Annotated in this window: 16 protein-coding genes; 9 read left to right on the forward strand and 7 right to left on the reverse strand. The window is 43.5% G+C overall.

The genetic code is table 11. From position 1 onward, the window contains the following. Nucleotides 1-579: 579 nt before the first annotated feature. Both Xind_RS04740 and Xind_RS04745 read right to left on the reverse strand, forming a co-directional pair. Nucleotides 580-735, reverse strand: a complete 156-nt coding sequence (locus Xind_RS04740; RefSeq protein ID WP_156115324.1) for a hypothetical protein — start codon at nucleotides 733-735, stop codon at nucleotides 580-582. Nucleotides 736-826: 91 nt separating this feature from the next. Then, nucleotides 827-8,410 (reverse strand): TcdA/TcdB pore-forming domain-containing protein, encoded by a 7,584-nt coding sequence (locus Xind_RS04745; protein WP_187649571.1) that lies wholly within the window; start codon nucleotides 8,408-8,410, stop codon nucleotides 827-829. A 356-nt stretch (nucleotides 8,411-8,766) separates the two neighbouring features. Here Xind_RS04745 and bcp point away from each other — a divergent pair, with 356 nt between their 5' ends. Next, nucleotides 8,767-9,243, forward strand: coding sequence for a thioredoxin-dependent thiol peroxidase (gene bcp, locus Xind_RS04750; protein WP_047679534.1), 477 nt, complete (start codon nucleotides 8,767-8,769; stop codon nucleotides 9,241-9,243). A 92-nt stretch (nucleotides 9,244-9,335) separates the two neighbouring features. On the opposite strand, the gene Xind_RS04755 is transcribed toward bcp, so the two are convergent. Beyond that, nucleotides 9,336-10,394: an AI-2E family transporter gene (locus Xind_RS04755; RefSeq protein WP_047679536.1), complete on the reverse strand. Its 1,059-nt coding sequence runs from the start codon at nucleotides 10,392-10,394 to the stop codon at nucleotides 9,336-9,338. A gap of 158 nt (nucleotides 10,395-10,552) precedes the next feature. On the opposite strand from Xind_RS04755, the gene bepA reads away from it, so the two are divergent. Together bepA and arsC are read left to right on the forward strand one after the other, a co-directional pair. Further along, nucleotides 10,553-12,019, forward strand: a complete 1,467-nt coding sequence (bepA, locus tag Xind_RS04760; protein WP_187649572.1) for a beta-barrel assembly-enhancing protease — start codon at nucleotides 10,553-10,555, stop codon at nucleotides 12,017-12,019. An 11-nt stretch (nucleotides 12,020-12,030) separates the two neighbouring features. Beyond that, nucleotides 12,031-12,390: an arsenate reductase (glutaredoxin) gene (arsC, locus tag Xind_RS04765; protein ID WP_047679539.1), complete on the forward strand. Its 360-nt coding sequence runs from the start codon at nucleotides 12,031-12,033 to the stop codon at nucleotides 12,388-12,390. Between the two features lie 77 nt (nucleotides 12,391-12,467). Here arsC and hda read toward each other — a convergent pair whose 3' ends face one another. The 3 genes from hda to upp all read right to left on the reverse strand — a co-directional run bounded on the left by hda (nucleotide 12,468) and on the right by upp (nucleotide 14,861). After that, complete coding sequence (gene hda, locus Xind_RS04770) at nucleotides 12,468-13,175, reverse strand: DnaA inactivator Hda (RefSeq protein WP_187649573.1); 708 nt, start codon at nucleotides 13,173-13,175, stop codon at nucleotides 12,468-12,470. Between the two features lie 518 nt (nucleotides 13,176-13,693). Next, nucleotides 13,694-14,041: a hypothetical protein gene (locus Xind_RS04775; protein ID WP_187649574.1), complete on the reverse strand. Its 348-nt coding sequence runs from the start codon at nucleotides 14,039-14,041 to the stop codon at nucleotides 13,694-13,696. A gap of 193 nt (nucleotides 14,042-14,234) precedes the next feature. Then, nucleotides 14,235-14,861 carry a uracil phosphoribosyltransferase gene (gene upp / locus Xind_RS04780; protein WP_187649575.1) on the reverse strand — a complete coding sequence of 209 codons (627 nt, stop codon included), beginning with the start codon at nucleotides 14,859-14,861 and terminating at the stop codon, nucleotides 14,235-14,237. A gap of 231 nt (nucleotides 14,862-15,092) precedes the next feature. Between upp and purM the strand changes: the two genes are divergently transcribed. The 6 genes from purM to mgtE all read left to right on the forward strand — a co-directional run bounded on the left by purM (nucleotide 15,093) and on the right by mgtE (nucleotide 22,974). Then, nucleotides 15,093-16,133 (forward strand): phosphoribosylformylglycinamidine cyclo-ligase, encoded by a 1,041-nt coding sequence (purM, locus tag Xind_RS04785; RefSeq protein WP_187649576.1) that lies wholly within the window; start codon nucleotides 15,093-15,095, stop codon nucleotides 16,131-16,133. A 44-nt stretch (nucleotides 16,134-16,177) separates the two neighbouring features. Further along, nucleotides 16,178-16,816 (forward strand): phosphoribosylglycinamide formyltransferase, encoded by a 639-nt coding sequence (gene purN / locus Xind_RS04790; RefSeq protein ID WP_047679545.1) that lies wholly within the window; start codon nucleotides 16,178-16,180, stop codon nucleotides 16,814-16,816. Nucleotides 16,817-17,167: 351 nt separating this feature from the next. Further along, nucleotides 17,168-17,731, forward strand: a complete 564-nt coding sequence (gene speG / locus Xind_RS04795) for a spermidine N1-acetyltransferase (protein ID WP_047679547.1) — start codon at nucleotides 17,168-17,170, stop codon at nucleotides 17,729-17,731. A gap of 28 nt (nucleotides 17,732-17,759) precedes the next feature. After that, entirely contained in the window at nucleotides 17,760-19,829 is a 2,070-nt protein-coding gene (gene ppk1, locus Xind_RS04800; protein WP_047679549.1) for a polyphosphate kinase 1, read from the forward strand. A 3-nt stretch (nucleotides 19,830-19,832) separates the two neighbouring features. Beyond that, complete coding sequence (gene ppx, locus Xind_RS04805) at nucleotides 19,833-21,437, forward strand: exopolyphosphatase (RefSeq protein WP_187649577.1); 1,605 nt, start codon at nucleotides 19,833-19,835, stop codon at nucleotides 21,435-21,437. Nucleotides 21,438-21,510: 73 nt separating this feature from the next. Continuing rightward, nucleotides 21,511-22,974: a magnesium transporter gene (mgtE, locus tag Xind_RS04810; RefSeq protein WP_187649578.1), complete on the forward strand. Its 1,464-nt coding sequence runs from the start codon at nucleotides 21,511-21,513 to the stop codon at nucleotides 22,972-22,974. Between the two features lie 73 nt (nucleotides 22,975-23,047). On the opposite strand, the gene Xind_RS04815 is transcribed toward mgtE, so the two are convergent. Beyond that, nucleotides 23,048-23,527: an Hcp family type VI secretion system effector gene (locus Xind_RS04815; protein ID WP_047679552.1), complete on the reverse strand. Its 480-nt coding sequence runs from the start codon at nucleotides 23,525-23,527 to the stop codon at nucleotides 23,048-23,050. Nucleotides 23,528-23,673: the final 146 nt, after the last annotated feature.

Raw genomic sequence — 23,673 nt, forward strand, 5'->3', positions numbered from 1 at the left:
TGATCAATCTGTAGGATCATCAAAAATATTTTTTCTTGCTTTTTGTTTTGTTCATTTGACTGGAGAGAAATATAACTCATGCATAAAACGTTGTTCAGGATATTTAGTGGGTATTTTCTATCAGGTTTTTAAATTCCATAATTTAATTCCTGATTAATAAGTATCAATGCCACAACAATTTTTCTAACAACGGAATAAATAATTAGTTTGGTAAATCAGAATAAAATATTCTGTCTGCACTTTTATTTTTTAGATGAGCTGATTCATTTTTTATTGACTACAATTAATAACCTAATAAATAAAAAATATCTTATCTTAAGAATAATTCCATTTGAAATTATTTTATAAATACAATTACATTTATAGTGATGATTAAAAACCATCAATAAAAATTAATTTCACCTCTTGTTATTTAATTATAAGAACATGAAAAAAGTAACAATCAATACAATAAGATGTATTACAGTTAGTTTATTCTTTGATGCAATATTTCAAACGTTCAGAAATATCTTATAGCCTGAGACAAAGCCCATAATGGGTAAAAAGATATCCAGCAATGTGCGAAGGTGTCCGCAAAATTCAATCCTGTCGCCAGTGCTTGCCAATATCTACCTGCACCATATGATAGATGAATAAAACAATCACTGACAAATAGATTGCTCCCAAAAACAATTTAGGCAACTGGCCGATTAGATCGACCAGTTGCTTAACACAGCGTCCCAGAGCCTTTTTCACCAACTCCAGTTCTATTCCAGTTCTATCGCCACTGCGGTAGAGTGCTACATCCGGGACATAAGTATTGAATGCGCCGGAATAGAGGTGAAAGCTACTCTAGCATTTCTGTACACTCAGCGGATTTTATCCTGAGCTCACCTTCCTCTGATACTAACCCGAAACAGCTAACATCGGGGTTTAATACCGTCAGTTTGGCCATTTTTCTCAGTAAGTTAATTATCTTCATTCTCTTCAGCGTCATTTCAAGCCTCATATCGCGCTGCGCCGCCTGTTCAATATTGACAATGCGTATACTGGTATCTTCTGCTGCCTGATGAAGCAGCACGAGATCTTGGTCACTGCGCCACAGTGACAGGTTGGCTATGCCGGTATCAGAAAACCGGATGACTGAATCCTGACCCCGATCATCTATTGTGATATGCCGGTAATGAGTCAGCGCCTCGGAGGGGGACAGCCAGTAATACGATTCTTTTGAACGTCCGGTGATAGCCAGCCGATCGGTGCCTGCCAGTTGCGGCAGACGGATTTTCCCCCCCAAAGGAACCTGCCCCACCTGCAACACCAGACTCTCCGGTGTTCGGTTAACAAAACGGTAATTTCCTACCAGAGTGGACTTTCCTTCGCTGACTTGGCTAACTTGCCACAATTCTCCGGTAGTCTGGTCATGGACATAACTGGCCTCCTGCCCGGCGACTTGCCCCAAGTAATGCAGAACATGATTCGAGTTAAGTATGCTGGAACGAAGCGTTTTTCCTTCCTCTGGCAGATACCACGCAGGATAACCATGCTCAGAAAACAGTCTAACGGCCTGCGGTAATTCAACCTCATTACTGAGCGCCATAATGGCTGAAGCAATTTGACTGTCCGGGCGACCCTGTACATGCCAGGCAATCAGCACCGGACGGTCTGTCATCTTGGCATCCGCTGACAGCAGTAAGACCGCGCCGTCCGGGGTTTCCAGCCGGAGTGTATTGCCCTGACGAACCGCACTGCGGTATTGATGGCTGGCCAAGAGCCAGGGTTCCGCTGCGGCAGGTTCCCCAGAGAGCACCCGCTTTTCACTCAACTTAAGGTCAGTCTCCGTCGACAGAGGCTGGCGATATAGCTGATGGTTGTCGGTGTCAAAAATCCATGCCTGCCTGCCATCTTCCGCTTCCGCTTCCGCTAAACCAAGATAGACCAGAGTGTGTTCTGTATTGAGCCCAACTCTGCCCTGCACCACCAAATCTGCCTTACTGTCATACCAGGCACTGACGGGTTTTCCGTCTCTGTCCTGCAACCCCTGTAGCAGCAGGGTACTGAACTGATCTGGAGTATCCCGCGCCAGCTGTCTCAGTGCGGCCGTCAGACCCTGCTGGTGAGGTTGCAGCAACCAATCTACCGTCACCCCAATCAGACGGATACTGCCCTGATCATCTGCCAGCCACAGCATCCCTCCACTGGAAAGTACAACCAACTGCTTGTTCGCTATGGATACGGATCTGATATCGTCAACAGCCACCTTGCTGGCCGGAGAGCCGGACAGTCCATTATCCTGCTGAAAATAAAGACTATGTCTCTGATGGCTGTAAAAATAATAACCCGGCTTAGCACCAGTCGTGGTGAAAACGAGGGTGAAATCAGCCGTCAGAGTCTGCAAATCCGAATTTTTCTTTTTCAGCTCAGCCAGGATGCCAGCATCCTCCTGATCCGGATTCACCCGGTTCATTTTGACCATATTTTGCGGCTGTTTTCCATCTGTCTGTAACCAGTAATGTTTATCCATACCCGCTACTCGTCCAGAAAGGCTGATCACCTCCGCCGGGCTGCCTTTAACCTGACGTTCCGGCACGCAGAGATCGCCGGTGAACCACTGATTCGCCACCAGTGGTGACAGAAGGCCATTAAACTCACCGTCACTGGAATCGAGAAGAACAGGCAACGAGATTCTTTTACTGACTTCATCCAGAGTCGCCAGCATGGCCGTATTCCCGTCAACTGCCACCAGTTTCAGTGCTTCCTCTTCCACCTGATAAGTATACGAGATACGGCCTTCATCTAGCTGCCGTTCCACCACAAACCAGAGCTGGTCATTGCCCTGCATCACATGACTGCTGATTTTCTCCTGATCATTCCCCGGAAATTTTATCGGCAGATACTGCCGCAGAACTTCACCACTGGCAATATCCACTTGCCAGAGCGTGGTATCCCGGTAAAACCACGCCTTATTACCCTCGACTTTCGCCAGCTCTGCATCGTTGAGAAAATCTGCTGCGTCAGGGACGTTGGTGTAAATCATACGATCACGACCGGTTTCATAGAATGCACGGCCGACAGGACGGCTTTGCGGTGGTGAGTGTCGGTAGTGTTCCACCACTACATATGGCCTGTTGTGATGATCAGAATTGCTTAACTGCCTGAGATGATCATGCAACGCCTGCAGGCTGTTAAACCGCTCAGCATTCGTTTCAATCTCTTTTATCTGCCACTGCTGATTCTTTTCGTCCTGCTTGACAGAAGATATCCCTTTATTATTTATCAGGAAAATATTATCCGACTCTTCAGACAGGGTTATCTTTATATTACCGATATGCAGTCGTTGTCTGTTATCTTCTTTGCTGAGACCGGGGCTAACATTAGAGCCGATATGACGGGCATCCAGTATCCAGTGGGTATCAGTGTTTCCCTGTAAGGACAGAGAAACCCCCTCCTGCAAGCTGATACGGTATTTGCCTTTCCCGCCGGTCAGATGGTAGGACAAGTACCCGTGAACATCCTCCGGCAACTGCTGGATGACAATATCCCGGTCTTCATCGTCCAGAATGATGTCAACCGGCGTCGCGACAAATTCCGGCTTTATACGGCGCACCACACGCTCTCCGGGAAAAGCATAAAAATCAAAGTCGAATCGTCCATCTTCTTCCAGTCGTCGCAGAACATCAAATCCGCGGTCGTTGCGGGCAGTGACGAAGGGCAGGATCATATATTCGTAATTAATGTAGGACTTCATGGTAACTGGCAGGATCAGGATATCGCTGCTTCCAGGATGGAAGCCGACTTGCGCCTGTTTATGACCGATGCCTTCACGGATATTAATTGCCTGTTTTTTATCAGTATTAGCTGGCCTGCCGGGCCACCAGCCAAAGTAATTACTCCGGCCTGAACCCCATGAGTAAGTCGGGTCGTTGCGATAGAGATACTGACTGTCAAAAGTCAGGTGACCGTGACGTAAATCGAGCTGACGGATCACGGCTCCGGGGATCGGCTCCATTACCTTATAACGGCTGCCATCTTTTGCCACTTTTTCCGCCTGTCGGTATCCACCCTGCTGATAAGCTGCGTCCAGATCGGCAAAATAATTGCCTACCGCCTGTGCATCACTGGCTACCTTGCCGAACGCCTCGGCCAGAGCCGTAAAACCAATACCTAAACCAGCCAGTGGTACTGCCAGCGAGGAGGCAAAACCTGCAACAATGGGGGCACCGAAGATCCCGGCACCAATACCTACGCCGGTTGTCACCAGGCCAGCACTGTCAAACGCCAGTTGTGTACCATAAACGGCCTTCTGGGATTCATTCTCCGCATGCGCCAGTTCTATGCCATCCAGTACCACACTGAAGATATTTAACCCCACACCGACACCCGTGCTGACATGGGAGAGCGATGAAAACAGGCTGCTGGTCACACCCCGGCCTTCACTGACTACCGTCCTGTACAAATTGGCGAGTTTAGCGCCGTCTTCCAACACACCATGAGCCATCTGCGTCAGGTTAACATAAGTATGCACCCGCAGTGCGCTCTCTAACGTATTGGGCATCGCATTAGGCACCTTATCACTGGCTACAATGGGGCGGTTTCTATCGGCAAACCAAGGGATCAGCGTTTTAATCATAAAGGCGGAATTCAGTCCGTGAACAGCGTCTGCTTCGGGGATACCTGGGCGCAGGGTTAGTTTCCCTTTGGTATACGCGTGAGTTTTGCTGACTGTATCGAGATCTTTATCATAAGAATGAATAAAATCAATAATACGTCGGTCATCCGTCGTGAATGTCTGGGGAGGAAGCTCAGGCCGTGCTCTATTAATAAACTGTAAAGAATAACTTCCCGACAGGGATTCACTCTCCCTGAGACTGCCCAGTATTGGCAACCACTCTTCTGCGGACAGTGCATTTTTGCTGTACAGATGCTGCGTGGCCTGCTGAAAATCCTCTGCACGGTTAAGCATCTCCAGCAGCCGGATGTCAATCTGCACATTGTCTGGAAGCGGAGCCGTTTTGTTTCCCAGTGGCGGATTAACCATATTCTCTGTAGGGACTGATTTACCTGGCGTTACTGTTTTCGTCCATACACTATTCTCCTGATTAAAAACAAACGTGACTTTATTACCGTTTTCCACCAGTTGTTTCCGGCCTTTAGAACTGACAGTAATTTGAGTGGTATAAGCCTTAACAGAAAGTGGACGAATACGCTGGTCAAGCGACTGAGCAAACCTTAGCGCATAGCTTTTCTGCTGGTCTTCACCAGCCAGTGAACAACTCACCATACTGATATGTTCAGGGGACGTCTTAACGCCGGAGTCTGTGCAGAACTGGCTGAGTTGTGACGCCAGAGCTTCTGGAGTACGTTTGGCCAGCGTCTGGTGATTAAGTTTATCCCCATCATCGCGGCTATGACCAACCAATTGCCAGCGGATTTTTTCTTTATCCTTCAGGATAGCCAGGTCACCATGAACCACCTGATATTGACCCTGAGCATCCAACTGCACCAGTACTGAATCAGGGTGTTTTCCCACCAATTTTGCTGCCGCTTCTCTGACTACAGAATCGTTTTCAAGTTGAATAATTAGCTGACCATCAAAGCGGGACGTTCCACCCTCATGGAGAGACTCAACTACAGGCTTTTCCCAATTACTGACAGGTTTTTCATCGAACGGAGCAATGCCCGCTGATTTATGATGGTAGCGACCTTCCTCCTGTTCCGGTAACGCCGGCATTGGACCCAAGCGGGTAAAACGCGGTGAATGGAACTGATTAGCCTCTGGCAAACCCTGATTGATGATCGGCAAGACTCGTGCCATCACTCCGTCATACAGTTTACCCTGCAACGCCTTCTCTTTGCCTTCAGCGCGGTACTTGTCGAACATCTGTAACATGTCCTTGCCGATACTGTCCGCATTCTTCGGCTCGTAACGCGCAGCGACATAGAAGGTTTCAAAGAACGAGTGATAGCCGTTACGGATCATGAAGGCCGCGTTGACCATCTGGAACTGCCAATACTCCTTGGTGCTCAATGCGCCACCGAACAATTCCGGCAAGGCATTGCTGACGGTCTGAGTGGTCCCGGAAATCCCGCCTACGAACGGGGTATCCAGATCATTCATGTAACGTGTGGCGTCATTATTCGGGTCAGGACGGAACTGGTTGTAGCTGCGGTACTTATCGTCCTTGATCAGGTACGAACCATCGTGATACGCCAGCTCTTCAAGGTTGGTATTGAGGATCAGATATGGGTCAGGCTGATTCAATCGGTTATTGATCATAACTTTGTCAGCACCCAGCTCGGCATGACGATTGAACGGGACTGCGGCTTTGGAAAGGCCATCGGCTACCGGGCGCAAAACATGGAATAAGACCTGTTTGCGCAGGCTCCTGCCCTCATTACTCAACAGTGCCTCTTTGACCGTCAGACGCAGTTGCATATCACTGCTCTCAAGGCCTTTGGGACCAGCCAACAACAAGGTGAGCAACTTGCCATCCAGCAAGCGCTCAACCGCAACCTGATCGAAAACCTGTATTTTCGGGTTGCTTGGATGCTGTGCTGCATTGGCGCTGGCGACCCGCTGAGTTTCCTCTTCGACAGCCTGAATACGCCACTGTTCGTACAGTGGTGCCAACAACTTCTTGGCCTGGGCAATGTCACTTTGCACATAACCACTTTGCAGGACCTTGATCACAGCCGGGTTCTTCACCAGGCTCGCCGCCAACCTGAACAACAGAGGGTCATTATTGACGTTCTGCCAGACCGAAGCGGCGAACGCCTGTTCCCACAGTACCTTGTTCAAGTTATTGCCCTTGATATCACGCATTCTGTCATTGGTGTACTCTGACTCCAACACTCCTGCGGGAGTGATGTGATTGCGTTTGAGCAAACGCACCAGTTGCTGCTCAAACACTGTGCGTTCTCTGCTGCCTTCAAACAAACGACTGGCCTTCGCACCATCGTCTCGCAATCGATCCAGCTTTTCGAAAAATGCAGCGTTGTATTGGTACAATTCGGCGGTCTGTGCCTTACTCAAGTGACTACTGCTGATCTTGTCGCCGTCAACGCTCATCACCACAAAGGGGGTTGCGGACAGGTAGGTTTCGTTTGGGGTTTTGCCCTGTGGCATTTCCAGCAAGTACTGGCGATTGCCAAAACCGACCGAGCGTTCCAGCTCATGAATATTGACGAAAAGCCCATCACGATCCGGATGGTAACTGTTCTGGCGAAACCCCTCCAGGCCGATAGTCTGGAAGCTGGAGATATCAGCATTCTGGTTGATCAAGTCACTCAAGGCGCCTGGTAATGGCACTTCACGGGTGATCGTGGTATTCAAAGCCTGACCAGACACCTGAATCCCAATCTGGTTCGGCACCTTGCGGTCAACGTTGGTCAGCAATATCTTGCGGCCATTATCGAGCAACTGCGCTTTAAAACCTTCGCGCAAGGTACTTTCCGAAACCAGGTAGTTGGAGAAGTACTTCTCGACGAATGCAGTTTTGACCAGCACCGAACGAATTGGCGCATAGGTCGGCGAGCGAAAAGAGGGCGGCTCACTCTTCAGCCGGTATTGTTGTTGCCAGGCCAAGGAGCGGGCGGCAGTACCGAAGGAGAAATTGAGCACCCCATTTGTCGGTACGACCAGCCTACCGTTCTCCAGAAAGAAATCCTTGAAGCGGCCATCAGTGCTGGCATTGACCAAAGCGACGTTCATGCGGATGTAGCCAGGACGTTCCTCCATCATCAGCAGTGAAATATTTACCGGCAGATCATCAGAGGCCTGGGGCACCTTGGTCAACGCATTGAGGGCCGCAGCCTCTTCCGTAAAGGGTGCTTTGAGCAAGGCGTTGTAACGGGAATTGACGTCCTTGTAAGCTTGCAGCTCGGAAAATAGCGTCACGTATTTTCGGCTGAATGTAGAATCGGCCATCTGTGTGGTCAGTTGCTGTTCCAGCCGCTTGATCTCGGCATCCAGCTTGGCCTGCTTGCCCGCTGCATCCTCCTTCAAAGTCACTGCATTCAGGGTTTTGACACCATCGGGACTGAGGATAGCTAAAGCCCTGCCCCAAGTGCTATCAAAGTGCGTCATGGCTGTCTGTTGGCGACCGTACAACAGGATGTCACGGTCTAGTTGCTGCTTGTAGGCATTGACCGCCGGCGTGTCAGGTTTACTGTTCATCTGCTGCCGTCTTTGTTGCAGCGTCTGCAACTGGTCGTCGATCGAAACGGGGTTATCCTGCATATGAAAATACTGTGCAGCCAATACACTCAACGTGCTCTGCTGCATTTCTTGCAACTGCTCACCTACCTGCCTGACGTAGTTCTCACGTTCGTTAGCATTCATGCTGAACCATTCGGTCTGGCGACCCACCGCTTTGATCTGTCGATCGATCAGAGTATTGAGTAATTTTTTGAAGTCCTTGGACATATAAACCATTACAGTAATCCTTTGTCTGTTTTTGAGCGAAGCTCTTTGCATCGCGGAAGTGAGTCAGAATATCTAAAGATACCTAACTGTGTTGATAATTATTATCAATAACAATAACCATTATCAATTGCGATTTAAGCAAATAATTACACCTATAAATCAATTGGTTTATTTGTAATGATGATGTTTTCTATCTGGTTGTTTTCATTTATTTTATTATTTAGCATGAGTCCATACACAGCACTAGCCATTCGGCCAGTTGCCAGCTATTCGAAAGATGCAGAATACGTATTAATGAGTGAACATATAGTCGTATTAGTGTATAAAATCCATTTGAATAAAAACGATTAAACGGAGAATGCGTGATGAGTCCATTGAAAGCCGGAGATAAGGCCCCACAATTCAGCCTTCCTGACCAAGATGGTGAAAACATTAACTTATCTGACTTCAACGGTCAGCGTGTTTTAGTTTATTTCTATCCCAAAGCAATGACCCCAGGCTGTACTGTTCAGGCGTGTGGTTTACGTGACACGATGGGTGAGCTGGAAAAAATTAATGTCACAGTATTAGGCATCAGTACAGATACTCCCGAAAAATTATCCCGCTTTGTCGAGAAAGAGATGCTGAATTTCACTCTGCTTTCTGATGTTAATCATCAGGTTGCCGGACAATTTGGTGTTTGGGGTAAAAAGCAGTTTATGGGAAAAACCTATGATGGTATTCATCGCATCAGTTTTTTAATTGATCCAGAAGGTAATATTGAACACGTTTTTGATAAATTCAAAACCAGTGACCACCACCAAATTGTTCTGGATTATCTAAAACAGCATTCATCTTGGTAAATTCACGGGCTAATAACACAATCCCCCATCTGGTTGATGGGGGATTTTTTCGCTGACTTCTGCATTATCAGCACTATCGCAGTTCGCTATGACTACTCTTCTGCTTTTTCTTCTGGCCAGACATTAATGACTGCTTTGATCAAAGTCGCCAATGGGATAGCAAAAAAAACGCCCCAGAATCCCCATAATCCACCAAAAATAATAACAGAAAGAATAATAACCAGTGGATGGAGATTTACTGCTTCTGAAAACAGAATAGGTACAAGCAGGTTTCCGTCTAATCCTTGTACAACCAAGTAAGCGATAAATAGTGTCCAAAAATCTGTTCCGAAACCCCATTGGAATAATGCAACTATAATGACAGGAAGAGTGACAATCACCGTACCTACATAGGGAATTAACACGGACAAGCCAACAAGTACAGCAAGTAGCATCGAATAATGCAATTCAAAGAAAGCAAATACCGCGTAAGTACAAATGGTCAGGATAACCATTTCCATCACTTTTCCACGGATATAATTGGTAATTTGTTGATTCATTTCATGCCATACTTTCCCGGCTAAACCGTGGTTACGTGGCAATATACTTTGTAATGCTGCAACCATCTTATTTTTATCTTTCAACAAGAAAAACACCATAAAAGGAACAATAATCAAGTAAATAGAAAAAGTTAACAGCCCAATCAAGGATGCCACGGAAAACTTAACCACAGATTCTCCCGCTAAGGAAAGCTTGCCACGCAGATTTTCTGCAAACATTTCAATAATACCAGCATCAACCAGAGCGGGATAACGAGAAGGCAAAGTATGAGCATACTCATTAAAATGGTTAATCATATTTGGCAGGTCAGAAAATAGATTTACACCCTGTTGCCATACTGTTGGGGCAACAATTAGGATAATTAAGGCGCTAATCCCCATAAAAATAGTTAATACAATTGTCACAGAAAGTGAGCGGCTACAGCCTAATTTCTCCAGTTTTACTGTTGGCCATTCCAGTAAATACGCCAGTACAATTGCGGCAAGAACCGGTGCCAAAATACCATTAAAAAAATAAATGATGCCAAACCCTGCTAACAAAATGAACGATAATGCAGCAATTTGTGGATCAGCAAAATGGCGACGATACCATTGCATGATCATATCCAACATAAAAAAACTCCCTGATAACAATACTTAACAATTATTTTACTGAAATTGCTTACGACTGACCGATTTTAAGTTACCCTTTGCTATCATACACGTATCCTGAAAATGATAGCTAACTGGACATAGTGTTTTTATAAGCACTGTTTTATGAGAGTCGCTTTATGAAAAAAACATCTACCAAGAAACCCCTGATAGCGATATTGGTTAGTCTGACACTATTTGGCAATCTTCCGGCCCTTTCCGCACCTGTTGCAGATTCATTACCAGATATTGGCACAACAGCAGGATCTACACTCAGTATCAATCAAGAAATAGAACTAGGTGATTTTTATATTCGCCAAATACGTGCTGGAACCCCGCTGATTTACGATCCACTATTAACAAAATATATCAATAAGCTAGGCCAGCGGTTAGTAAATCACGCAGATGCGGTCAAAACGCCTTTTCGTTTTTATATCGTCAATAATCCTAACATTAATGCGTATGCTATTTTCGGTGGCAATGTTGTACTACACTCAGCGCTGTTCCGTTATAGCCGAAATGAAAACGAATTAGCCTCTGTCATGGCCCATGAAATCGCTCATGTCACTCAGCGTCATTTAGCCCGCCGGATGGAAGATATCCAACGAAAATCACCGCTGGCATGGGCTGGCACATTAGGTTCTATCTTATTGCTAATGGCTAATCCACAAGCAGGAATGGCAGCATTAAGCGGTACTCTGGCTGGTTTTACACAAGGCATAATCAGCTTTACTCGTGAAAACGAACAAGAAGCAGACCGTATAGGTATGCGGATATTGAACCAAGCCGGGTTTGATCCTTATGGGATGTCCAATTTCATGCAAACTCTGGGGGATCAATCCCGGTACAGTTCTAAACTGCCAGAAATGTTATATACTCATCCATTGCCTGACAGCCGCTTAGCTGATGCCCGCAACAGGGCCAATCAATACCCAAAAAAATCTATCCCAGAATCACAGGATTATCTGCTTGCCCGCGTGCGTATTCTGACAATAAATTCTACTGCACAATCTCCCTATACAGAGGAGCTTCTGAACAAATACAGCCAAGGAACTGTAAAAGAAAAAATTGCCGCCTCTTACGGACGGGTTCTCTTCCTAACCCAAAATAAAAAATATACTGAAGCCAGAACAATATTGACTCCATTACTGGATGAGCAACCAGATAATATATGGTTTATCGATGCTATGACAGATATTGATATTGAGCAGTCACAGTATGCGCAAGCTATTACCCGCTTACAACAAGCCCTTCAAAAACATAAAAATGATCCGGTGCTACAAATCAATCTCGCTAACGTCTATATTCAGGCTAAACAATATCCAAAGGCTTCACAGCAGCTATTCCAATATACCTTCAACTATCCTGATGATTTAACGGGTTGGTCATTAATGGCAGAAGCGGCGGGTAAACAAGGAAAACGCAATACTGAACTGGCAGCTTATGCAGAAACTATGGCATTAAAAGGACAGTTCGATATGGCTATAAATTATCTCAGCCAGGCCAGTGCATTGGTAAAATTAAATAGTTATGATCAAGCCCGCTACGATGCCCGCATTGATCAGTTACGCCAACTGCAACAACGTTATAGCCAATATGAGAAATGAGGTTTTTTTACATGCAAGATATTATTTTTTACCATAATCCCCGTTGTTCAAAAAGTCGGGAAACGCTTAAGTTAGTTGAAGATCTTGGGATTACACCAGAAATTATTCATTATCTCGATACGCCTCCAACAGCAAAACAACTTGCTGTTTTATTAAAAAAGCTAGGTTTCAACGATGCCCGCCAGTTAATACGAAAGAAAGAAACACTCTATAAAGAACTGGGACTTGATAATAATGAACTATCACAGGAAACCTTACTCCAGGCAATGTCCGAGAACCCTAAACTCATAGAGCGTCCAATTGTTGTGGCAGGAGATAAAGCACGCTTAGGACGTCCGCCAGAGCAGGTTAAAGAAATTTTAGGCAATTAATTATTTTGGCATATACAAAAAAGTGATAGGGAAATACCTCTATCACTTTTTCACCCTTTGCTTCCTGACCCAACTTATTAAAGATCAAGAATATCTTTTACAAATGGGATTGTCAGTTTACGTTGAGCCACAATAGAAGCACGGTCAAGCTCATCCAACGTTCTAAATAGTGTTTGCATTTCCCTATCAAGTCGTTTTAACACAAAACGACCCACATCTTCAGGTAATTCAAACCCTCGTAACTTCGCCCGCAGTTGCAATGCCTGAATTTTTTCATCATCAGACAAGGGCTGCAATTTGTAGATCTGCCCCCAATCCAAGCGAGATGCCAAATCTGGCAATGTTAAGTTAATTTGCCGGGGAGGACGATCTCCGGTAATCAAAAGACAGGTTCGGCCGATCTCTACAATTCGGTTATAAAGATTAAAAATAGCCATTTCCCATACCTGATCACCTGCAATACATTCCACATTGTCAATACACACCAATGATAAATGTTCCATACCATCAAGAACTTCTGGAACAAAATAAGCACGTTTATCTAATGGTACATACCCTACAGCCTCCCCTTGTTGGGACAATTCGGCACAGGCTGCGTGGAGTAAATGGCTCTTGCCCCCCCCATCGCGGGACCAAAAATAGATATAACTACCATGTGACTGACTAATAGCCAATTTTATTGCTGCTAATAAAGATGTATTCTCACCTGCAAAAAAACTGGCAAATGTTTCATCATCAGGCAAATATAAAGGCAATGAAAGCTGCGCCGGTGTATTCAGAAGCACCTCAAACCGAATGGATAACGAACAGTACTGAGTTTACCATAAAAACCAAGTCTACTACAAAAAGCGATAACAAACATAGTTGACAATACATTCTGATAATGTTTTATTTTTCGGCCAATTATTTCTAATATTATAAAAAATAACCAATTGAAAACATCTTAAGACAAGTAGCCAGACGAACACAGACTACATTTGCACAAAACTCATTGAGCCATATTCCTTTCGACACGAAGGATTTTGATGAAAGAGAAGATAAACAGAATCCTCACATGGTAGAGTTAGATAAGATTATTGACATACTCGATGATAATCTTACAAGAATACGCAATTAACTTCGAAGAAAGAATATTCCCTCTTGTCATGAGTATTACATTATTAATAAGTGTAGAAGAAATATTAATGGATAAGAACCCAACTTACTATTATTTTAAGTCGCGTAATTTCTCCCTATGATTATACTCTTATTATGACACATCCTGAATGAATATGAGTTACATTGAATAGTTTTCTCTAATGATTTACTTTTCTTTATCGGATGTAGAAATTATCAAGGCATGAGTCTCTTTCAAAAGTTCAGTGACTTCGTTTTTATCTAAATCACCCTCAATAGATATAGAGCTGCCATTACTGTTAACTATAGATATTTTTAAGTTACGACCACCCAAAAGTGCTATGAGTGCTCTTCTTATACTATCAAGATAGCTTAAATTATCTTTAAAAAAAGTGAGAGTAGGTTTAATAATGTTGAATGTCTCTGAACGAGATGTTACTGGATCAACTTCTATATGAAATTTAGCAAGTTCAGTATAAAACTCTTCGATCAACGACTCATCTATATATAAAGTAATAATATTGGTATCTTTCATTTTATTCTCTACTTTATCTTTAATGATACTAAATAAATAAGTGAAACTGAATTATATAGAAAAAGCATCTGATACTTTTAGCATCGTCAGTTTTATAGCACAACGCCTAAAATATGAGAAAGGATTTTGTAAAAAATTCTTTCTCATAAGGAGCAGATATAAATTAGCTTACAACTTTATTATTCTATAAATATTATTTTGTACCAAATATCTTATCGCCTGCATCCCCCAGGCCAGGAACAATATATCCATGTTCATTAAGACGTTCATCGATAGACGCGGTAAATAACTCAACATCAGGATGAGCTTTCTCCAGTGCTGCAACGCCTTCTGGTGCAGCAACCAAAACCAATACCTTAATGACAGGGCAACCTGCTCTTTTCAGTAGATCAATCGTAGCAATCATAGAACCGCCTGTTGCCAACATTGGATCAACAACCAGCGCCATACGCTCATTAATGTCAGAAACCAGTTTTTGGAAATAAGGCACAGGCTCAAGTGTTTTCTCATCACGATAAACACCGACAACACTGATACGGGCACTTGGAATATTTTCCAAAACACCATCCATCATTCCCAAACCTGCACGCAAAATGGGCACTACTGTGATTTTTTTTCCTTTGATCTGATCGACTTCTACCGGACCACACCATCCATCAATGGTCACTTTCTCAGTTTCTAAATCAGCAGTTGCTTCGTATGTCAGAAGGCTTCCCACTTCTGAGGCCAGTTCACGAAAACGCTTAGTGCTTATGTCATGGTCGCGCATCAGGCCCAGTTTATGTTTAACGAGTGGATGTTTAACCTCAACGATCTTCATGGGTTTCTCCTACTGTATATAGCCGGCGGATAAAAAAAATCGCGGGATTATACCTCCTTTTTGATATCGCGCCACTATCCATCTATTGATTTTTAGCAACCACAAGTATTTTTCTTCTATTTTTTTATCCGTAATAACCTACAGAAAGCTATCGCAAACGTTTGCCCAGACTGCTAGAATTATCTCCGTTCTGTTTTATTCATTCAAATGCAATCGCCTGGGAGCTACGCAGTGACCAACAAAACCTCTCTTAGCTATAAAGATGCCGGAGTCGATATTGACGCGGGTAATGCCTTAGTCAATCGTATCAAAGGCGTAGTGAAACAGACCCGACGCCCTGAAGTGATGGGGGGATTGGGAGGATTCGGCGCTTTATGTGCCCTGCCACAAAAATATCGTGAACCTATTTTAGTTTCCGGCACAGATGGCGTTGGTACTAAACTGCGTCTGGCGATGGATCTGAAATGTCACGATACTATCGGAATTGATTTGGTCGCCATGTGTGTTAATGATCTGGTTGTTCAAGGTGCTGAACCACTGTTCTTCCTTGATTATTATGCAACAGGTAAATTGGATGTTGATACAGCCTCCAGTGTCATCACTGGCATTGCAGAAGGCTGTAAACAAGCCGGTTGTGCACTGGTCGGTGGAGAAACAGCCGAAATGCCCGGCATGTATCATGGAGAAGATTACGACGTCGCTGGTTTCTGTGTCGGCGTGGTTGAAAAATCAGAAATCATTGATGGCAGTCAGGTTCAGATCGGCGATGCACTGATTGCATTAGCTTCCAGCGGGCCACATTCTAATGGCTATTCATTAATTCGCAAAATCCTTGAAGTCAGCCAGACCAATCCTGAAACAACCAAACTGGATGATAAGCCATTAGCGGATCATTTACTTGCCCCAACCCGTATTTATGTCAAACCACTACTTGAATTAATTGAGAATGTTGAGATCCACGCGATTTCTCATTTGACGGGTGGCGGCTTCTGGGAAAATATTCCCCGTGTTCTGCCAGAAAATATGCAGGCAAGAATCGAGGGGACTAGCTGGCAGTGGCCTGCGATTTTCAAATGGTTACAACAGGCAGGTAATGTCAGCGATCACGAAATGTATCGCACATTCAACTGTGGAGTCGGAATGATAATTGCTCTACCACAATCTCAAGCAAAACAGGCAATTGAATGCCTAAACACTGCGGGTGAAAAAGCGTGGCAAATCGGCAGCATTACTGAACTTGGTCACAACGAACAGCAAGTTACTATCAGTTAATAAAAAGCTCGTAAATAAAAAGCCCGTTAATAGAAAGTCATCCTATGAAAAAAATTGTGGTATTAATTTCTGGTAATGGCAGTAACCTACAATCCATTATTGATGCCTGCCAACAAAACCGGATTAATGGGCAGGTCTGTGCAGTATTCAGCAACAATGCTAATGCTTATGGCCTGCAACGGGCAGAATGTGCGGGTATTCCCACGCATTTTCTCAATCCGAAAGAGTATTCAAATCGTGCAGATTATGATTTTGCCCTACTCACCGCTCTTGATCGATATCAGCCCGATTTGGTCGTTTTAGCGGGTTATATGAGAATATTGTCACCCGGTTTTGTCCAGCATTATCGCGGACGACTGATTAATATTCACCCTTCCCTGCTACCGAAATATCCCGGTCTGCATACCCACCGTAAAGCAATAGAAAATGGAGATCAGGAGCATGGTACTTCTGTCCATTTTGTGACTGAAGAGCTTGATGGTGGTCCCATTATCTTGCAGGCTAAAGTACCAATCTTTACAGGCGATCAGGAAGAAGATGTTATCAGACGCATTCAAACTCAGGAGCATGATATTTACCCACTGGTCATCGGCTGGTTCCTGGATCAGCGTCTGAGAATGGATAACAATACCGCCATTATGGATGGCAAGATATTGCCACCACAAGGTTATGCTTCAGAATAACCAATATCATTAGATCGATTACAGCATTGTGTCCAGAATTAATGTGTTCAGGTTAGCGTGTAAAGTTAATACATTGAGATTAATACGTTTTAAGGTTAATGTATTAAAGTGAATCATGTTAATATAATGAAAATTAACCAGACACTTTGCTGTAAGTTATTCTTTCGGAAAGCTCTTTTTCTATATTTCGTTCTTTTTCTATAAGTTATATTTTTCTATAAATTATAGTGCTAACCCAAAGCTGTAACTTGAAAGGCAACGGGGATATCTAGTAATAATTAACTATCCGTATATCATTTCGTATAGACCAAAACTAAATCGGCCCTTATCGTAAAAACACTGAGGTATCTAATGTCCAGTGGCTCTGAAAATCCACCCGTAAACTTACGTCCCCTCGAACGGGAAGATCTCCCTTTCGTCCACCAGCTCGATAACAATGCCAGTGTCATGCGCTATTGGTTTGAAGAGCCTTATGAGGCTTTTGTTGAATTATGCGATCTCTATGACAAACATATCCACGACCAAAGTGAACGCCGTTTTATTATAGAAAGCATGAACGCTAAAGTCGGCTTGGTTGAGTTAGTGGAAATTGATTATGTTCACCGCCGTTCCGAATTTCAAATCATTATTGCACCGGCTTATCAAGGGCAAGGCTATGCAACTGAGGCAGTTAAACTTGCGATGGAGTACGCATTTTCTGTACTCAATCTCTACAAACTCTATTTAATCGTTGATAAAGAGAACGAAAAAGCAATTCATATATACAATAAATTAGGATTTTATACAGAAGGTGAATTAATCGATGAATTTTTCGTAAACGGCTCTTATCATACTGCTATTCGGATGTGTACTTTCCAGCATCACTATTTTGCTAACAAAATTCGTCATTCTCAGAGTAAAAAGCAAGATCGTTAACCCAATAAATGGACCAAACGGAGTAGTAATGTCCCACGACCGCCTCTATACAGAAAAAGAACTCAGTTGGCTCTCTTTCAATGAACGCGTACTTCAGGAAGCGGCTGACAAAAGCAATCCACTTATTGAAAGAATGAGGTTTCTAGGGATCTACTCCAATAATCTGGATGAGTTTTATAAAGTTCGTTTTGCTGATGTAAAACGTCGTATTCTTATTAGCGAAGAACGGGGTTCTGCAACCAGCGCTCGGCAATTATTCAAAAAGATCCAGTCTAAAGTAGCCAAAATCGATCAGGAGTTTGATGAACTCTATAACGATTTACTCTTAGAAATGGCGCGCAACCAGATTTTCTTAATCAATGAACGGCAGATATCTCCCAATCAACAAATCTGGTTGCGACAATATTTCCGGCAACATTTACGTCCGCATATTACACCTATCGTTATCAATCCAGAGACTAATCTGGTTGAATTTTTGAAAGATGATTACACCTATCTGGCTGTGGAAATTATTCGGGGACAAGAGACAAAATATGCCCTGCTGGAAATTCCAGCAGACAAAGTTCCCCGTTTCGTTAATCTGCCGCCAGAAATGCCAAAAAAACGCAAGTCAATGATTTTACTTGATAATATTTTGCGTTATACACTGGATGAAATTTTCAAAGGTTTTTTTGATTACGATACACTGAACGTTTACTCCATGAAAATGACCCGTGATGCTGAATACGATTTAGCAACGGAAATGGAATCCAGTTTGTTGGAATTGATGTCTTCAACCCTGAAGCAACGGTTAACGGCCGAACCTGTCCGCTTTGTTTATCAACGGGATATGCCGGATGAAATGGTAGAACTACTACGCAGTAAGTTAGGGTTGTCTAATGATGACTCTGTTATTGCTGGTGGCCGTTATCACAACTTCAAAGATTTTATTAAGTTTCCCAATGAAGGAAATCGAACCCTTCTGAATAAACCAATGCCACGCTTACGCCATACCTGGTTTGATCATTTCCGCAATGGTTTTGATGCTATCCGTGAACAAGATGTTTTGCTCTATTACCCTTATCACACTTTCGAGCATGTGCTGGAATTACTGCGGCAGGCATCATTCGATCCGAGTGTATTATCGATAAAAATTAACATCTATCGTGTAGCTAAAGACTCACGCATTATTGATTCTATGATCCATGCGGCTCACAACGGTAAAAAAGTAACGGTAGTCGTGGAGTTACAGGCACGATTTGATGAAGAGGCCAATATCCACTGGGCAAAACGCCTGACTGAAGCAGGCGTGCACGTGATTTTCTCTGCTCCGGGCCTGAAAATTCACGCGAAGTTGTTTATCATCTCGCGCCTTGAAGGCAGTGAAATTATCCGCTATGCCCATATTGGTACAGGAAATTTCAATGAAAAAACAGCTCGCTTATATACCGATTATTCCCTGCTAACAGCCAAGCCAGAAGTCACCAATGAAGTACGTCGTGTATTTAACTTTATTGAAAACCCTTATCGTCCCGTAACATTTGAGAATTTAATGGTATCGCCCCAAAATTCACGTGCGATGCTCAATAAGTTAATTACTCAAGAAATCGAAAATGCCAAAGCAGGAGAACTGGCAGGCATTACCTTAAAAATAAATAACCTGGTAGATAGAGAATTAGTGGATCGCCTGTATGATGCCTCAGAAGCGGGTGTCAAAGTGCGTCTTCTGATCCGGGGTATGTGTTCTCTGGTTCCCAATCAATCCGGTTTTAGTGAGAACATTCAAGTCACCAGTATTGTAGATCGCTTCCTTGAACATGATCGGGTTTATGTTTTCACCAATAAAGGGAATGAAAAAATTTTCCTCTCTTCCGCAGACTGGATGACCCGGAATATTGATTATCGTATTGAAGTCGCCGTTTGTTTATTAGATCCCCTGTTAAAACAACGAGTATTGGATATCTTAGAACTCCAGTTTAACGATACAGTCAAGGCGCGCTATATTGATAAAGAATTGAGCAATCGCTATGTACCACGGGGAAATAAGCGTAAAATCCGCGCACAAACTGCCATTTATGATTATCTGAAAAACCTGGAACAACCGGAACCAAGAGCCTAATTTATGCCGTTGAAACACGATAAACCAACGCCTAAGCCGCTGGAAATTGCAACCATTGACCTTGGCTCTAACAGTTTTCATATGGTTATCGCCCGTATTGTAAATGGTGCATTACAAGTTATTGGGCGCCTAAAAAAACGGGTTTACCTTGCTGATGGACTTAATGATAAAAATGAGTTAAGTGAAGAATCTATCAGTCGCGGTCTTGACTGCCTGTCGCTATTCGCTGAGCGGTTGCAGGGTTTCTCTGCGGAAAATGTCTGCCTTGTAGGTACTCATAGTCTACGGGAAGCAACCAATGCGGAAGAATTTCTGAAACGAGCCAAAGAGGTTATTCCTTATCCCATTGAAATTATTTCCGGTCACGAAGAAGCCCGTTTGATCTTCATGGGGGTAGAACATACTCAACCGGAAAAGGGCCGTAAACTGGTGATTGATATTGGTGGTGGCTCCACCGAGTTGGTCATTGGTGAGGATTTCGAACCTCTATTAATTGAAAGCCGCCGTATGGGGTGTGTGAGTTTTTCCCGACAGTTTTTTCCTGGTGGCGTAGTAAATGAGCATAATTTCCACAAAGCAAGGCTTCAGGCAGAACAAAAACTAGAAAATCTCATCTGGCAATTCCGCACAAAAGGTTGGGATTTTGCTTTAGGAGCATCAGGGACTATCAAAGCAGTCCATGAATCACTGATTGAATTTGGTGAAAAAGATGGTTTGATTACACCTGATCGCCTCCATATGCTGGTGAAACGGGTATTAAAATACAAAAACTTCAACTCTCTGGATTTACCCGGTTTACCCGAAGATCGCAAACAAACTTTTGTTCCGGGTCTGGCTATTCTATGCGGTATATTTGATGCCTTGCATATTCAAGAATTACGTTTGTCTGACGGAGCATTACGTGAAGGTGTTCTTTACGAAATGGAAGATCGCTTCCGCCATCAGGATATTCGTCAAAGAACAGCCAAAAGTCTTGCTGATCACTATAATATTGACAGGGAACAAGCCAGCCGTGTCTGGAACACAGCCAAAACACTTTATGACCAATGGGCGGCACAAAATCCGAAACGAGTACAACCACAATTGGAAGCCATTCTGCTCTGGGCAGCGATGCTCCATGAAGTTGGCTTAAGCATCAACCTGAGTGGCTTACAGCGGCATTCTGCCTATATCCTGCAACACACGGACTTACCCGGTTTTAATCAAGAACAGCAATTATTGTTGGCAACATTGGTTCGTTACCACCGCAAAGCAGTTAAAATTCATGAACATCCCCGTTTCTATCTGTTCAAGAAAAAGCAATATCTTCCGATACTCCAGATATTGAGATTAGCAACCTTGCTGAATAATCAACGCCAATCCACGACGACTCCTGAATCTTTAAGGCTGGAAACGGATCATGGTCACTGGACACTTTATCTTCCCAAAAACTATCTAATTCAGAATGTACTGGTGCAGTTAGACTTAGAGAAAGAACAGATTTACTGGGGTGATGTAGCGGGTTGGCACTTACATATTCAAGAGGAATCATCAACTGCGGCGTTGGAACATTATCAGCAAAAACAGCAAAATATGATGGGACAAAATGGCAATCCTAAGACAAAATAGCACCATATCCCCCTAAACTGGGTAGCTTTGTTCAAATTTGTGCAAAACTATTTGCACAAATTAAAGGTAGACTATGTTACAACCAACCTTTAAACCTGATAATGGGAATGTCACCAGTCAACATTCCCAAAAGCTGGCTCTCATTCGCCAGAACCTGTTTTCGCTGCTCATTGACGATAAACTATTCGTTGATTCGTTATTGGGGCAAGCTGATGCACACGCAAAAATCAGCGATGACCAATTATTAGAGAAGATTGAAGAAGTCAAATCCCTTCTGACCAATCTGCATGCAGCAGATATTGCCGATATTCTGGAAGCATTACCTTATGATGAACGCCTTGCTTTATGGCGGCTCATTGATAATAACCAGCGTGGTGAGGTATTGGTGGAAGCCTCTATCCCAGTCTGGGATAACCTAATCAAAGACATGTCTGATCTGGAACTGCTCAGAGCAATTGGCACACTGCACGTAGATGAACAGGCTTATATTGCTGAACACCTTCCCAGGGATACAACACGCCGTTTACTGACCTATCTGGAACCTAGCCAACGTAACCGTATCCGGGAAGTATTGCAGTACCATAAGGACAGTATCGGCCAGATGATGGATTTTGAATTTGTGACAGTACGAGGTAATGTCACACTCGGTACTGTTCAGCGTTTCCTGCGTTCCCGCGGCTCTATTCCGGAAACAACGGATAAAATCTTTGTCATTGATCGTAAAAATCGCCTTCAGGGAGAACTTCTGCTTACGACTTTGCTAATCAATGCACCGGATAAACTTGTAGCTGAGGTGATGAATATAGATACCGTCACTTTTCTGCCTGAACAAAAAGGCGAAGATGCTGCCAGTGCGTTCGAACGTTATGACCTGATTTCTGCTGCGGTAGTGGACAGTAACGGGCGTTTGATGGGTCGTCTGACTGTCGAAGATATTGTTGATACTTTAAGCGAAGAAACGGATACCAATATCCGACGTATGGGTGGTTTGAGCCGCGAAGAAGATGTCTTCGCACCGGTTGGGCAGGCAGTAAAAACCCGCTGGACTTGGCTTGCTATTAATTTGTGCACAGCGTTTGTCGCTTCACGTGTTATCGGCCTGTTTGAACATACTATTTCCCAACTCGTGGCTCTTGCCACTTTAATGCCTATTGTAGCAGGCATCGGGGGCAATACCGGTAATCAGACTATCACCATGATCGTACGGGCATTGGCTCTCCACCAAATCCAAACAGGGAGTTTCCCTTATCTTTTATTGAGGGAACTTGGTGTTGCTCTGATAAACGGTGTTATTTGGGGAGGCATTATGGGTATTGTCACTTATGTGCTCTATGATGACCTTGCAATGGGTGGCGTAATGACAATGGCAATGATACTAAACTTGCTGATGGCTGCCTTGATGGGGGTCTTGATACCTTTTATTATGATGAAGTTAGGCAGAGATCCTGCGATTGGTTCCAGTGTTATGATTACTGCAATTACTGATACCGGCGGTTTCTTTATTTTTTTGGGATTGGCAACGCTATTTTTGGTTTAATGAGTTCACCGACATTTAAGAAACTCTGTATTCAGGAAAACGCCGATTAAATAATCGGCGTTTTTGCAAATTATCAATACACTCTTTCGTCCCAGACACTATATCCAGATGTTCCTGCCATATGATGACGACAGATAATATCTTTATATTTAATAGAGACAATTTCTTCCGGTTGTGATTCCGCATGGTTAATACTATGCGGATAGTTTGGTGACAATTCAATGATTGTCGCATCACGACATTCAATTGAATAATAGAGCTCCTGAGATCCTAATTGTGAAGTGCGATAAAAATCAAATTTCAGATTCAAATTTTCATTATTTGAAATTGCCATCATTAATAACGGTGATGATTTATCTTGTGGCTTTACAAACACAATTGGACTATGGTTAACATTTTGTTCTCTATGAATAGAATGATGCAGATTCAATACAAAGATTTCATCTTCATGACCAGTCTGATATTTATTTCCGATGGACTCAACCGAAGAACAACCTTGTGAAATCAACCCTTGTTTGTCTCCTTGCAAGGTTAAATAGATCATATTAGCCATAATAACTTCCTGTTTTGATTAAGTTTGAAAGTACTATTAATCGCGTCTAGCCTGTTTTGAAAAGCTATTGTTTTCCAAGAAAAAATGTGATTAAAGTCACTAAACAATAACGTTTACAGACAAACCATATTTATTGCTGTTAACTT

The sequence above is a fragment of the Xenorhabdus indica genome, assembly GCF_014467235.1.
GTDB classification, from domain to species: Bacteria; Pseudomonadota; Gammaproteobacteria; order Enterobacterales; family Enterobacteriaceae; genus Xenorhabdus; species Xenorhabdus indica.

Excerpts from the sequence above, each read along its gene's own strand:
- Xind_RS04745 (WP_187649571.1), bottom strand. The coding sequence starts at position 8,410 with ATGGTTTATATGTCCAAGGACTTCAAAAAATTACTCAATACTCTGATC.
- bcp (WP_047679534.1), top strand. The coding sequence starts at position 8,767 with ATGAGTCCATTGAAAGCCGGAGATAAGGCCCCACAATTCAGCCTTCCT.
- Xind_RS04755 (WP_047679536.1), bottom strand. The coding sequence starts at position 10,394 with ATGTTGGATATGATCATGCAATGGTATCGTCGCCATTTTGCTGATCCA.
- bepA (WP_187649572.1), top strand. The coding sequence starts at position 10,553 with ATGAAAAAAACATCTACCAAGAAACCCCTGATAGCGATATTGGTTAGT.
- arsC (WP_047679539.1), top strand. The coding sequence starts at position 12,031 with ATGCAAGATATTATTTTTTACCATAATCCCCGTTGTTCAAAAAGTCGG.
- Xind_RS04775 (WP_187649574.1), bottom strand. The coding sequence starts at position 14,041 with ATGAAAGATACCAATATTATTACTTTATATATAGATGAGTCGTTGATC.
- upp (WP_187649575.1), bottom strand. The coding sequence starts at position 14,861 with ATGAAGATCGTTGAGGTTAAACATCCACTCGTTAAACATAAACTGGGC.
- purN (WP_047679545.1), top strand. The coding sequence starts at position 16,178 with ATGAAAAAAATTGTGGTATTAATTTCTGGTAATGGCAGTAACCTACAA.
- speG (WP_047679547.1), top strand. The coding sequence starts at position 17,168 with ATGTCCAGTGGCTCTGAAAATCCACCCGTAAACTTACGTCCCCTCGAA.
- ppk1 (WP_047679549.1), top strand. The coding sequence starts at position 17,760 with ATGTCCCACGACCGCCTCTATACAGAAAAAGAACTCAGTTGGCTCTCT.
- ppx (WP_187649577.1), top strand. The coding sequence starts at position 19,833 with ATGCCGTTGAAACACGATAAACCAACGCCTAAGCCGCTGGAAATTGCA.
- mgtE (WP_187649578.1), top strand. The coding sequence starts at position 21,511 with ATGTTACAACCAACCTTTAAACCTGATAATGGGAATGTCACCAGTCAA.
- Xind_RS04815 (WP_047679552.1), bottom strand. The coding sequence starts at position 23,527 with ATGGCTAATATGATCTATTTAACCTTGCAAGGAGACAAACAAGGGTTG.